7 protein-coding genes and 1 pseudogene are annotated in these 14293 nt (G+C 40.2%); 7 read left to right on the top strand and 1 reads right to left on the bottom strand.

Annotation, left to right across the window (positions count from 1 at the left end; all coding sequences use genetic code 11):
- Position 1 precedes the first annotated feature (1 nt).
- The 7 genes and pseudogenes from AC07VK_RS23750 (at position 2) to AC07VK_RS23780 (ending at position 13852) form a co-directional block, all read left to right on the top strand.
- Positions 2 to 4204, top strand: a complete 4203-nt coding sequence (locus tag AC07VK_RS23750) for an RHS repeat domain-containing protein (RefSeq protein WP_492963587.1) — start codon at positions 2 to 4, stop codon at positions 4202 to 4204.
- 404 nt (positions 4205 to 4608) lie between these two features.
- Positions 4609 to 5145 (top strand): hypothetical protein, encoded by a 537-nt coding sequence (locus AC07VK_RS23755; RefSeq protein ID WP_492963589.1) that lies wholly within the window; start codon positions 4609 to 4611, stop codon positions 5143 to 5145.
- Between the two features lie 373 nt (positions 5146 to 5518).
- Positions 5519 to 5770, top strand: a pseudogene (locus AC07VK_RS23760) (type II secretion system F family protein); the annotation flags it as partial.
- Positions 5771 to 5890: 120 nt separating this feature from the next.
- Positions 5891 to 6364: a type II secretion system F family protein gene (locus AC07VK_RS23765; RefSeq protein ID WP_492963591.1), complete on the top strand. Its 474-nt coding sequence runs from the start codon at positions 5891 to 5893 to the stop codon at positions 6362 to 6364.
- A 249-nt stretch (positions 6365 to 6613) separates the two neighbouring features.
- Positions 6614 to 9904 (top strand): RHS repeat domain-containing protein, encoded by a 3291-nt coding sequence (locus tag AC07VK_RS23770; RefSeq protein WP_492963593.1) that lies wholly within the window; start codon positions 6614 to 6616, stop codon positions 9902 to 9904.
- A 7-nt stretch (positions 9905 to 9911) separates the two neighbouring features.
- Positions 9912 to 13454: a DUF6443 domain-containing protein gene (locus tag AC07VK_RS23775; RefSeq protein WP_492963595.1), complete on the top strand. Its 3543-nt coding sequence runs from the start codon at positions 9912 to 9914 to the stop codon at positions 13452 to 13454.
- A 2-nt stretch (positions 13455 to 13456) separates the two neighbouring features.
- Entirely contained in the window at positions 13457 to 13852 is a 396-nt protein-coding gene (locus AC07VK_RS23780; RefSeq protein ID WP_492963597.1) for a DUF5071 domain-containing protein, read from the top strand.
- A 287-nt stretch (positions 13853 to 14139) separates the two neighbouring features.
- Here AC07VK_RS23780 and AC07VK_RS23785 read toward each other — a convergent pair whose 3' ends face one another.
- Positions 14140 to 14283, bottom strand: coding sequence for a hypothetical protein (locus AC07VK_RS23785; RefSeq protein WP_492963599.1), 144 nt, complete (start codon positions 14281 to 14283; stop codon positions 14140 to 14142).
- Positions 14284 to 14293: the final 10 nt, after the last annotated feature.

The following is a 14293-nucleotide window of genomic DNA, read 5'->3' on the forward strand; positions in this document are numbered from 1 at the left end:
TATGAAAAGATTTTTATTAGTGCTCCTTGCTGTTAGTGCATTTGCAAACCAGGGCAACGTAGTGGCTCAGGATATTCATCAACCATCAACGCTGGTGCTGCCTGTAAGTCCGGCAACTTCTTATATTATTGAACCCGGGCAAAATGTTAAAATTTCAAGTTCAACCGCTGTTGTACTAACGGATGGTGTTCATTTTAAACAAGGTTCTACAGTTAGGGTATTTATAGGAAATACGCCTATTGTTGTCCCTGCTCCCAATAACCCGGCATTAAACCTGGATATGAATTGGACTTCGACTAAAAGCTACGATGAAAACGGAAATATTATTGGAGAAAATAAGAGTTTTTTTGATGATAGGGGAGTTCCGCTCCAAAGCCAGGTTAAAAGCATAAGCACGGGTCATGTATTAGCTAGTCAGTCCCTTTATGATATTCATGGAAAGCCGGTAATTTCTACTTTAGCGGCACCAATCAATAATTCAGGGTTTAGCTATAAACCTGATTTTGTGACCAACCCTGCCGGAGGTAAATATAGCTATACAAATTTTGACGGAATTAAAGCAAATTCACCCGATCCCTTAGGTCAAAGTGCTATCGGCTCTTTAGGCTGGTACTATAGTAATAATAATTCCTTTGAAGCCTATGTTCCGGCAACGTCGTATCCTTATTCACGAACGGCCTATTACAACGATGGAACAAACTCCATAAAGAATGATGCGTCCATTGGAGACGAACTTCGGATGGGAAAAGGTCACGAAACATGGGGAGGTAGCTTTCCAGTATTAAACGAACTTGATGTCTATTCAGCGATTAGGGCAAAATACTTTGCTGAGGAAGTAATTGGTGACGGAAATTCACTGAAGTCTAAATCTACCCAGAGTTTTGCGGTCGATGAGAATGGGAATATTGGTGTTCGACTCTCAGATCTGTCCGGGAAAGTATTGATGTCTGCAAGGGCCGATGATAATGGGATACTCAGCATTAACAATTCGACAAAAATAAATGCCGTTGTCAGCGAGTATAATTTCTCGGTAACTACTGCAGGTTTGATTATGGGGGGGAGTGATCCAAATGCAGGTGGTTATGGTGGCGGACCCAGTACTTTTGGCATTGGGTCAAAATATAACGTAAAAGTGTACCGCAATGGTTCATTAGTTTATGATGGGATTGGAAACGATTTTGTTTATAGCCAATTGTCATTAAATAGTGTACAATATGTCATTAAATCTTCCAACCCTTTTACTGTGTCGCATTCTGATGGTTGTAGTGATTGCCGTGCTAAAATCGCAGAGAGTGAATTAAGCAGTATCCATTATTTCCAGCTCTTTCAGGCCAGTAATGTTGCCATCACCGGTAACTATGAGCTTTATGATATGAAAACGGAAAGTCAAATATCTGTGGGTTTATTACAAAAGGGTTATTATAAGGTGAGGGCTTTAGAAGGCGATGTTAATATTTCTTACACCAATAAGGTTTCTGATATAAGCTTTGTGTTTTACAATCAGGTAGGGCAAGCTATCGGAAATATTGCGCCAGAAGGTGTAAAGCTATTGTTAGCCAATGGTTTGGATGCCTATCCTGCTTGGGTTAATGTGCCCTTTGCGGAAACAAATGAGTATGATATTAAAGGCAATTTGATTTCTAAAACAACAGTAGATGCGGGGAAAACTGAGTTTATTCACAGAGAGGATGGAAGAATTCGTTTTAGTCAGAATACAGAGCAACGTAAAGTTGGAAAATTTTCATATACTAATTATGATACATTCGCAAGAATCTTCGAATCTGGTGAGTATCTTCCAGGAGGTGTCTCATTTTTAGCTGCTAAAAATAATAAACAACTATTGGAAAGCACAGCCTTAGACGGTGGATTAGTAGGTGGCGCTAGGCAAAACCAAGTATTTATACATTATGATTTCCCTAATCAGAATCATGGTTTGGTAAATTATATTCAAGATGAATTTTTTCTTCGATCAAGAATTAGTTGGTCTGAAAATAATAATTCAAAAACCTGGTACAATTATGACGAAAAAGGGAGGGTAAAATGGCTTGTGAAGGATGTAAAAGGAATTGGTGTAAAGACGATTGATTATTCCTATTCAGGGTCTGGTAATGTAGAGGCGGTTGATTATCAAAGGGGGAGTCAGTCTGAGAGGTTTGTACACCATTGTGTCTATGATGCGGATTCAAGATTGAGTGCGCTATATACCAGTCGTGATGGCGTGAACAAAATACAGCAAGCTCAGTATTATTACTATATCCATGGGCCGCTAAAGAGGATGGAACTTGCCGATAATTTACAGGGGATAGACTACACTTACACTGCACAGGGAATGTTAAAGTCAATTAATCATCCAGATGGAGCCATTGATCCGGGTAGAGATGGAACCCAAAACAGTTTTGCTCCAGATGTATTCGCCATGACTCTCGAATATTTTAATGATGACTATCAACGTGATGGTACGGGAATAAATAGTATCAATCCTAATCTTGGGAAAACTTGGTATAATGGAAATATTACAGCCCAATCATGGAAAACAACCAAACCAAGTGCCATAGTTAACACATACGGAGCAGTTATCAATAGTCCAAAAATGTTTACTTATAATTATGATGATCGTAATCAATTTAATAGCAATAAGTTTGGTAAACCAGATTTCACAAATAGGTCGTTCAGTGAGGAAGTCAATATCAATAGGGAGCATGGTATAACGTATGATGCAAATGGCAATATTAAGCATTTAACAAGAACTGATGCTGCTGGTGGCCAACTTAACTTAGACTATCACTATGCAAACAACAACAAGCTTCAAAGTGTAGATAACTATGCTAGTTATGTTTATGATGATTTGGGACAGATGATTTCTCAGCATAGAGCTAATGGCCAAAATTACTATTTACTGTATAATGTTGGGGGGAAGGTAGAAGCGATCTATAGTGATGCTAATAGAACTCAATTACGGGTAAGTTATCTTTACGATGAACAAGGAAAAAGAGTGAAAAAAATTGATCACTTACAAAATATTGAGACTTATTATGTCTATGATGCTTTGGGTAATGTTTTAGCTGTATATGATAATAATGGAACAGGCGTATTGCCTAAAGAAATGCCAATTTATGCAGCTGGTAGAATTGGAACTTTTAATATGGCAGATAATAATTATCAATACGAATTAACAGATAATCTTGGCAATGTTCGAGCAATTGTAAATGGGAATAAGATAAGCAGCGGGCAAGCTGATGTCGTTTATTATTCGGATTATTATCCATTTGGTTCCGCTTTAACTTTAGCTAATAATACATACCGATATGGTTATCAAGGAAAGTTTGCAGAGGTAGACAAGGAAACTGGGTGGAATAATTTTGATTTTAGGATGTATGATTCCCAAATTGCGAGATGGATGTCGACGGATCCTTACCGTGAACATTGGTCACCATATCTAGCAATGGGGAATAATCCTGTCATGACTGTAGATCCAGATGGTGGATGTACAAAATGTCCCAAAAAAGCGAAAATAGGAGATGTATATAAAGTTGGCGACGCAACATATACAAATATGAAAGATGGAGGATGGACTCGAACAGGATTAGATCTAGGAGAGGTTAATGTAAATGCTTCTCCAGTAGGGTTTTATAAAAGTTTTTTTAAAATGGGAACATATGGGAATGATTCATATCAAAGAAATACCGCCTTTGCGTATCTAATGAATTCTGGTTATAATTATCAAGATGAGAACTGGGATCTGAAAGCAAATTGGTCAGTGGGGCATTTGACCGCAACTAATTACACGGGTTCTGGCAAACATAATTTAGCTTTGCATGCAGAAGCTAAAGGTTCCGTTCTGCAGGCTAGTATATCTGCGAAGCAAGGGGATGAAAAATTTGGCTCAATCAGTGAGCTATCAGGAAAGGTGTTATCTGCCGAAGCCGAAGAAACTTTTGGGATTTTGACCGGAGAAGGAAGTAAGTATGGAGTAATGGCAGGTGTAAAAGCAGGGGCTTCAGTCGCTTCATACGAGTATACTGGCGGAATCAAAATATTTGGTGTAACAGTATCCTTTCAAAAGGGTAATTCTTACATGTCTGCTGAAGTATCAGCTGGTGGTGGAGTATATTATGATAGCGGTAACGGAGTTACAACGATCAAAGGTTTTGCTGGTTTGGGCTGGGGGTTTGGTGCTAGATATGGTTTAACTGTTGCCTATTAAGGCCTGATATGAATAAGGTTATTTATTTATTGTTGTTGTTTATGACCGATATCAGTTTGTTTCTATTTGTTAACAAACTGATATCAACAAGTAGAGCATTTTTGGTAATCGGGTTAATGTTATTTTGCATAACTGCTTGCTACTTTATTAATTCTTACACAACGGAATTGCTATTACCAAAACACTTTCTCTCAGCATTTTTGTTCAGTTTTATTCCACTGGTATGGGTTTTATTAAGACCATTAATGAAGAAAGATCAAGTAAGGCTATTAGCATTTGATAAAGTACTTAGGCCTTCTTTTTTTAAGTTGTTTGATTTTTTTTTTTATAAGTTTGTCTTCTACCTTATCTTAATTTATCAGGTTAGTGTATTGTATTTTCGTGTTTTTTAATTTTTCTTCATTATGACTATAGAACAAAAGAACAACTTTTTAGGAAATTTGGCGCCTATATATAAATCAAATCCTACAATGGCAAAATTAGGGCTGGCATTTACACTTCTTCCAATTCTGATTTTGATTCCGGGACTAATTATTATTTCATCTATTAATACAGAATATTATCAAAAATATGATTTAGATAAGATTGATAAAGAAGGTAAATTAGTTGCTGGTAAAATCACTGAAATTCAAGTTGATAGGATGTTTACAGTAAATGACGAACACCCAAGAATCATCAGTTATACTTTCAATATTAATAATAATAAATTTGATGATAAAATGAAAGTTCTAGATCCAGATGTTACCTTTAATATGAAAGTTGGAGATGCTGTGGATGTTAAAAGTTTGGGGAAAGAGTCTAAGTTGGTCAATATAAAAGCTTTTGTTTTTCCTTTTTCTGTTTTTTTTATACTGCCTTTAATTTTTCTAATCTTGGGGGTGATATTCCTAACAGTATTAGTTATTAAATATAAAAATACTAAGCGGATTCAGGTAACCTAAAATACTCTAACTGGTCTTAGCGTCTCGCTAAGACCAAATTTATAACAGATTACTTTTCTTTTATAAAAAAAGGAGTCACCTTTCGACTCATTCCCACCATTGTGGGTAAGCACGTATAGTTCTGCGATTGCCCATTTTTATTTTCGTGTAAAAGTCGAAAAAAAGAGTTGAAGGCAAATTAATATTTAAGAAATTATATTTTTCGTTCATCACTTGAAAACCATAGAATATCAATTCAAAATGATCATTGTCAAAAGATATCAGAACCGCATTGGTACTTACTTCGGGTTACTGTCGTTCAGATAAAGATAAAGTATTTTTTTCTGTTATCCAGTAAAGTGTGATCAGAGGACAGTGACTCTCACAGACGCTCGAATCTCAGCATAAGTTCAGCCGGTATGAATATTTTAGTATCCGTATCGGAGAGGAAACGGGGCGGCTGGAAGAGTTGTTGGGAGAACTAGCCAGGTATTATAAATCCAGGATCTCACAACGAAGGAAGATTCTTGGTGCAGTTACCTATCCCCTGCTGGTTTTAAGTACTTCATTTGCGGCGATATTCTTTATGATCAAATTTGTGGTTCCAATGTTTGCCGATGTATTTAAACGTTTCGGGGGCAAGTAGCCTTATATTACCACACTTATACTTCGTTTTTCTCAATGGTTTGATGAGTATATTTTTCTATTAGTGATTATTTTAGTTGGGTTGGTCTGTTTTTACTTTTTCAACCGGAAAAAGTTATGGTTGAGAAAATTCAGTACGCTTGCCTTATTAAAAATCCCTATTGTGGGGGATATTGCAGCGAAGATATATCTGGCCTGTTTCGCCAATACCATGCGCTTACTTACCGGAACTTCTACACCGCTTTTGCAGGCACTGGAGATGGTGCGCCAGATGATTGCCTTTTATCCCATAGAGCAGTCGCTCATGACTGCTGAAAAAGAGATTTTGGTGGGGAGCAGTCTTTCTGAGGCGCTTAGTAAACATGCATTTTATCCGGCCAAATTTATTCAGATGATCCGGATTGCAGAAGAGGTAAACCGCCTGGAGTATTTCTTTGAGCAGCTTTCTCAACAGTATACCGAAGAGGTAGAATATAAGACAAATGCCATTAGTGGATTACTGGAGCCTTTAATCATTATCTTCCTGGGATTGGCCGTAGGGGTTATCCTAATTGCGATGTATTTGCCAATGTTTCAGATGAGCAATACCTTTTAAAAAAAGCAGTTGCCAAAAAAGTCATCACTTCAAAAACATCAGTCGTCACTCTATATTGCACGTTCGTCAAACAGATTTTATAATAAATATTAATAAGCTGAGATTTATATCAGTATTTAACTGTTTGATTTATCGCACCAAAATTTTCGCTATGCTAAAAAGCGAAAATTCCAGAAGCACTCAAATACCCTAGTTATCTAGTTTAATATGCTATCTCTTTTAAAAAACTATTTTACAAATTTTTATTGTATGAAATTTTTTAACGCAGCACTAACCGGCTGCTTGTTTTTAGGATCGGCCTTCGGCCAGACGCCTTTAACACTCAATCCAAGTTTTAACAATGTGATTCCTCCATCTCCAAATGCGGCTTCAATCGGAAAATTTGGAAGTGTTCCCGTTGGTTTATCAACAGGTATTCCTTCCGTTGAAGTACCCATCTACGAATGGGAAGGTAAAAATTTTGGCAGATCAGTGAATATCTCACTTTCCTATCATGCTGGTGGTATCCAGGTCGATGAGCAGGCATCAAATGTAGGCTTGGGCTGGGCGCTAAATGCTGGAGGAGTAATATCAAGGACCATGCGCGGTATCTATGACGAATATCCAACCGAAGGCTTCTTATATAAGACCGTACCTGATGAATATACTGGAAATGGACCGACTGGTTCTTCGGGTCCGGACAGAATCCTGAATCAAATGTATGCAGGAAAAGCGGACTCGCAGAACGATATTTTTAACTTTAATTTCAACGGAAGAAGTGGCCGTTTTGTGCTGGGCAAGAACAATGATATTTTATTGCTCGACCGTTCCAAGCTCAAAATTGAAAAGATAATTACCGATCCTGTTTCTTATAGTGCCAGGATAACTAAGTTTATCATAACTGATGAAATGGGGTATAAATATGAGTTTGCAGATTATGAAGTAACAACTACTTCAACCGCTGGATTACCTCCGCCACATAGCTCGTCGTGGTACCTGAGTAAAATCGTTAATCCATCAGGAAACGATCAGATTGTTTTCCAATACGAAGATTATTATCTCGCTGTTGTTCAAACTGGATTAAGTCAGGATGAAGCTATCCCAATTACGGTCGATATGGTATGCTTACCGGCAACCTTAGGCGGCAATAGTGCTCAGAGTGTTTCTGGAAAAAGGATCAAGAAAATCATCTTTAACGATAACCGGGCTGTAACTTTCCATTACAAACAAGCTAACCGCTCGGACCTTACCCCTTTAAGCACGGATAAAGCCCTCGAAAAAATAATTATTGATAACGGTAGCCAGAGTTTTGGCTATCTGGTCAATACCGATTACTCACTAGCTGGCCGTTTAACGTTGCGTTCGGTTCAACAATATGGTAGCTCAGAACAAGAAACTTTAAACCCGTATTTATTCACCTATTCTACCACACCGCTACCCCCTAGGTTTAGCGCTAAAAAAGATCATTGGGGCTTTACCAATGGAAATCCATCTAGTAGTTTGGTTCAGCGTGAATTCTTACTTGTTGGTGCCAATAATGGGCCTTATTCGCCCTACCGGGAATTTTTAGGAGGGAACAGGGACACAGATCCTAATCTTGTATTGGCAGGAAGCCTTACCCGCATCACCTATCCAACAGGAGGCTATACCGAATTTGAAATGGAAGCAAACAAAGCTGTAGATACCTGGTTAAATCGGGCGATAGTTACGCAGATACCCAATCCATATTCCGAATTTCAGGATGGGATATCTTTCAATAGTTCTTCGGCTGGCAGTGATAATCCTGCATTTACCTATGGTGGTGCAAGCAATACCAACGTACAGTTTACCTTGTCATCCTCACCTATAGCTATGGATTGCGCAAACTGTTCACTAAAAATTGAGCTCTATAAAACGGGAACTTCGCAGTTGTATACGTCACAAACAATGAGCTTAAATACATCAAGTTCGACAGATATTACCCAAAATTTTACAATCCCCAACCTGCAGCATGGCGATAGTTTTTTTGTGAGAGCTTTTTTGATCGGTTATACCGGAAGCGATACCTATTACGGTTATGCTTCATTATCCAGAAGAGAGCAAAACCCTGAGGGAGCCTCTACTCCGGTTACGTTAGGCACTAACCAGATTTATGTAGGTGGCTTGAGGGCAAAAAAAGTAACAGACTATATTGCTAGCGGCGTAGTAGCCAGTTCGAGAGCGTATGAATATGTTCTTGCTGATGGAATAACCTCATCCGGATCGCTGGGTTATCACCCTGTTTATTCAAAGTTTGTAAAATACGATTTTAGAACGATACATAATGGCAACGATGGTGGCGCCGCTTATGCTTTTAACCCACATGCTGATTATGTGATCCGCTCTTCATCTTCAGTAAATGAAATTCCATTGATCAGTGGAAACCCGGTAACCTATAAGCGAGTGATAGAGAAAAATGGGCAAAACGGCATTTTTAACGGTAAAATTGTTCGAACTTTTACTTCTTTTGCTGATAATCCGCCTTTTATTTCGGATGAGTTTCCGACAATACCAGCTCAATTTTCACCGTGGAATTATGGGCAGTTACTTACAGAAGAAATATACAATACAAACGGTACGATATTAAAGAAAACAGAAAACCAATATTTTAACTTTTCTGATGGATATTCAATTGATCAGTCAAGAGTTGAAAACTTTAAATCGATCAGTTTTTCTCCCTTTTCATTTTTAACGGAGTTATACGCCCCGGTCAAAATTGATCCATCGGCCTATCCTGGTTGGTTTAAGGTAAAAAGCTTTACTCCGGTTGCAGGTAGGGCAGACCTTAGTCAATCGACGGTTATAGATTATGTTGCGGGCCAGCCCGCCTCAACACGCACCACTAAATATAATTATGACCCCAATAATTTTTATGCTATTGATGAACGTGTAGATGACAGTGAAGGAAAAGAACTGAAAACTGTTTTTTACCGCCCTAAAGAAATGGTCGATGCGAATGAGGATCTGACACTACATACTGAAATGCTAAACCTAAATATGGTTAATCCGATAATTAAACAGATTCATTTTAGGAGTAATGTCCAGGTTTTTATGACCAAAACAGCGTATAAAAACTGGTCAGGTACCTTGTATGCGCCTGAAATGGAAATTACGAAGACTTACAACAATGATCCTGACCTAAGGTTACGTTATCTTGCTTATGATGTTCATGGTGCTCCTGTTTCGGTACAAAAGGAAAACGGACCGAAAACAACTTATATCTGGGGATATGGTGGAGATAAACTCATTGCAACATTGGCAGATTCGCCCGATTATGCCGTGGTATCTGCACAGCTGGGCGATGTGGAAGCATTCCGTAACATTAAAGATCCATCAGCTGCTCAGATTGATAACTTTTTAGCGCCGCTAAGTAGTGGTCATTTGACCAGATTCAAGTACAATACACTTGCAGGACCTATAAGTATGACTGATGCCAAGGGCATGACGACGTATTACGAGTACGACGCCTTCCAGCGATTGAAGAATGTGAAGGACCAGAACGGCAACATCTTAAAGCAAACAGACTACCACTATAAATACTAACGCCTCCATGAAACAACAGTTGAAATATTTTTGTGCGGCAGCATTGCTGTTGCTGTGCAGCCGCTCTTACGCCCAGAAAGTTGTGTCGGTTTACAATGGCGAAAGTGAGATCAGCGCACCATCGAGCGTAACCCTCACCGATGGTTTTTATGTACCTGCGGGTAGTACTTTGCGGATTTTTACTACGGGACTGAGTTACCTGAACTGCCAGCCACTTTCTTCAACACCAAGTACCAACCAGAACTTTATCCTTACCCGTACCTTTAAGGTGAAGGTAACCGACGCCACCTTGGGCCAGAGCCGGAATGTATGTCAGGAAAACCAGGCCATCCAGTATTTCGATGGGCTTGGAAGGCCTTTGCAGACGGTGCAGGTTCAGGGAAGCCCGGGTTTTAAGGATATTGTACAGCCGATTGCCTATGATGCCTTTGGACGGGAAAAATTTAAATATCAGCCTTATGCGGCGCAGACCGGGACTACGGGAAGTTTCCGTGATGCAGCAATCGGTGCTCAGTTTGACTTTTTCCATTTACCACAGGCAGCAGGTATAAAGGCAACAGATTATGCCTTTGCTGAAACACAGTTTGAAGCTTCGCCTTTGAACCGGGTACAGCAGCAGGGTGCTCCGGGCGAATCCTGGCAGATCAGCGGGGGGCATACCCTAAAAACCGAATATGGAACAAATGCGCTGGATGAAGTTAAGCTTTGGACCATTAACAGTGCCGGCAACGGTGCATCTGCCGGTGTTTACTTTCCCGGTAAACTGTACAAAACCACCAGTAAAGATGAGAACTGGAAAGAAACGGATCAAAAAGCCGGCATTACAGAGGAGTTCAAGGATTTTGAAGGACGTGTGGTACTCAAACGGGTATGGGAGAGCAATGGCAAAAACCTGTCTACCTATTATGTGTATGATGACCTTGGTAACCTGCGTTATGTGCTTCCACCTGCGGTAAACGAGCATACGGACAAGCTGTCTGTGGCGATCAACAGTTTTGATGAAACGCAGGCTGTTTTCGACCAGTTTATCTACGGTTACCGTTATGATGGTCGTAAAAGGCTGGTGGAGAAAAAGATCCCGGGCAAGGGCTGGGAATTTATGGTATACAATAAGCTGGACCAGGTGGTGATGAGCCAGGATGCCGTCCAGCGTGGTAAAAGCCCGCAGGAATGGGGATATAGTAAATACGATGCGCTTGGCAGGATTGTGGTTACGGGGATTTACGTACAGGCTGGCACTTCGGCCGACAACGGAGCGGTTCCCCAGCGTGGAGCGAAGGATGCCCTTCAGACCGGACTGGACAACCAGGCACAGCAGATTGCCAACGGCGATGTTTCCATCTCCCTGTGGGAGACCCGCAGCGGTGCAGATTATGATTCAAAGTCCTTTCCGCAGAGCGGCGGTGATGTGCTGACGGTAAATTATTATGATGACTACGACTTCATGGACGATAGCTTTAATAGCTTTGGCCCGCCTACGGGTGAACAGGCACCCGCAGCACGCACAAAAAGCCTGCTAACAGGAACGAAGGTGAAGAACCTGGGTAGCGGAACGATGCTGGTTACGGTAAATTATTACGACCTTGAAGGGCGTGTGGTGCAGAGCAAAAGTACCAATCACCTGAACGGTACCGATGTGGTAGATAACAACTGGAATTTCGATGGCAGTCTGGAAAAAAGCAAACGTACCCACACGGTAGGCGGCGTAGAAACCATCATTGCCAACCGTTACGAGTACGATCATATGGGCCGCAAACTGGCTACTTTCGAGAAGATCAACAATCAGGAAGAGGTAGCCCTGAACCATCTGGAATATAACGAGATCGGTCAGTTACATAAGAAGAGCCTGCATAACGATACCCAGTCGACTACTTTTGCCTATAATGAGCGTGGCTGGATGAAGAACAGTACATCGAATCAGTTCAGTATGAAACTTGATTATGAAGATGGTATTGGACAGGGCTATAATGGCAATATCACCAAGCAGTACTGGGACTGGACAAATACAGCCAGCCCGACGGCAAATATCTTCAACTATGGTTATGACAAACTGAACAGGCTGGGATCGGCTGCTACAACAGTGGGGATAGCGATGAGTGAAGTATTGAGCTATGATGTAATGGGGAACATTGCGAGCCTTAACCGGGATGGTAATGGAGCCAAAGTCTATAATTATGAAAATTCGGGGAGCAGCAACAGGCTGCAGAGCGTAAGTGGGCTGACCGTACAGGACTATGAGTACGATGCCAACGGCAATGCTAAAAAGGATGGACTGAGCAGGATCAGTTTGACCTATAATTATCTTAACCTTCCTGTTACGGCAATAAGGACAACAGATATGCCTGTCAACCTATCTTATACTTATGATGCAACAGGAAATAAGCTGGTAAAGAACAGCAATGGGTCCGTGAGGAACTATGTTGATGGTATAGAATATAAGCCGGACGGTACTACTATCGATATTATCCATACTGAAGAAGGGATTGCGCGGAACAGTAATGGGACTTACAGTTATGAATACAACCTGGGCGATCACTTGGGTAATGTGAGGGCCACTTTCTATAAAAACCCTAACACAAATCTATTGGAGGTTCTACAGCGTGACGACTACTATGCGTTTGGATTAAGAAAAGTTGCAAGTGGTGGAACAAATAAATATCTTTACAATGGTAAGGAGTTGCAGGAGGAGCTGGGGCAGTATGATTACGGGGCAAGGTTCTATGACCCGGTAATTGGTAGATGGAATGCAATTGATCCGCTGGCAGAAGTTTATAGAAAATGGTCGCCATATAATTATGCGATGAATAGTCCAATCAATTTTATAGATCCTGACGGGATGTCTACAGAAGATTGGATGAAAGAACATGGTGTTACATCGGACGATGTGACAACCATCTATCAGGCGCCTGCTACGGCGCAAACACAGTCAGGAAATGAAGTTTCGTGCTGTGAAATCAAACCAGCTCCTGTAGTTAAGAGCAACACTTTTGTAAATAAAAATGGCGAATTAGTTAAGGCGGGGGGTAAGCTTGCAGCAGGGATGTTAGAAGTGCTTGGTTATATTACTATAAAGCTTTTTTCTTCTAATGATAATCCGGGAGAAAGCCTTCAGCTCGCTTACAACAGTGCCGCTAAGTATAACTTTAGGAACGCTGAAGCAAATCAAGGTTTGTTTAACGAGCTTATGAGGAATGGGTACAGAGCACCAGGCGCTGATGAAGAAGAAGATGATAAATATATATATCGTGGCGGCGCACCGACAAACTCAAATCTTACTCCTCGGCTTATAGATTTGGATGGATTATCAACCTTTACAACCGCGGCTCAGGCGAAAGCGAAATTAGGTGTTAAGATTGTAACTAAAATTAGTGTCAATTCTTTAAGAAGTCTAGGTTTACAGGTAGATTATAAGGGTAATCATGCCTCAATAAGACCTGCCACCGCTAAAGAATTAGCGGAATGGTCTGCTACAAAAGCGGGTTTAGCAGAAGGGGGAAATACTCACATAAATACAAAAAAAGTACAAGCATCAGTAAGAGGTATTGAATAGATATGAAAAATAAGGATTTTATTCCAACTAGCATTTATGATATTGCGGCAGTTGAACGCCTAAAACGTTTGCCATTTGAGTCAGTTAAGGAAGATGTTCCAGCATTATTAGAGTGGTTGCAAGATACGCACTGGGATGTGGCTGAAGGTATTGCCAAATATTTGGTGCCTCATGTTAATGAGATCAAACAAGAATTATTGTTTATACTTAACTCCAATGATGGTATGTGGAAGTATTTTGTTATGTATATATTGATTGGACGTTCGCAGGATAAACTTGACCCGGCATTAATTGAAGTTTTAAGAAGAATTGCTGAACATCCATCAGATATTGATGCAGAGGATGCCGTTGATGAAGCGGCAAAGGATATACTCATGAATGAATTTTTATGTGGTTAGAAATAAAGTGTAATGCCATTTTCGCGAAATAGTTACCCTACTATGCCGCAATTATGTTCTAATGAAGAATATTTGGAAGCATGTGGTGATGGAGCAGATTTTTGTTGATAATCCTTGAGAGTAACTTACCAGGAGAAATTAGCGGATAAAAAAATATGTGTTAATGTGATGGTGATTTTTATAGTATGGATCTTAAAAAAAAATCCCCATCTAGTCTTAGCGTCTCGCTAAGGCCAAAATGTAACCTGCATAACCAAGCCTAGCAGTATGAAAATTGTTGGGCTTTGTTATTTCTGTAGGAGTTCGAGTTTAAGGAGTCTAGCTTTAATGGCTCCATAGGTGCGGGAGTGCAGTTTGGCGAGTTGGGTAATCTTGGTGCCTTCGCTGAAACGTTGTGTGAGCAGGTTATCTTCTTCTTCACTCCATGGCATTCCTTGGTTA

The sequence above is a fragment of the Pedobacter sp. GW821-FHT01D05 genome, assembly GCF_059422505.1.

Coding starts and splice junctions, on each gene's coding strand:
- AC07VK_RS23770 (WP_492963593.1), top strand. CDS start 6,614: ATGAAATTTTTTAACGCAGCACTAACCGGCTGCTTGTTTTTAGGATCG.
- AC07VK_RS23755 (WP_492963589.1), top strand. CDS start 4,609: ATGACTATAGAACAAAAGAACAACTTTTTAGGAAATTTGGCGCCTATA.
- AC07VK_RS23780 (WP_492963597.1), top strand. CDS start 13,457: ATGAAAAATAAGGATTTTATTCCAACTAGCATTTATGATATTGCGGCA.
- AC07VK_RS23775 (WP_492963595.1), top strand. CDS start 9,912: ATGAAACAACAGTTGAAATATTTTTGTGCGGCAGCATTGCTGTTGCTG.
- AC07VK_RS23750 (WP_492963587.1), top strand. CDS start 2: ATGAAAAGATTTTTATTAGTGCTCCTTGCTGTTAGTGCATTTGCAAAC.
- AC07VK_RS23785 (WP_492963599.1), bottom strand. CDS start 14,283: ATGCCATGGAGTGAAGAAGAAGATAACCTGCTCACACAACGTTTCAGC.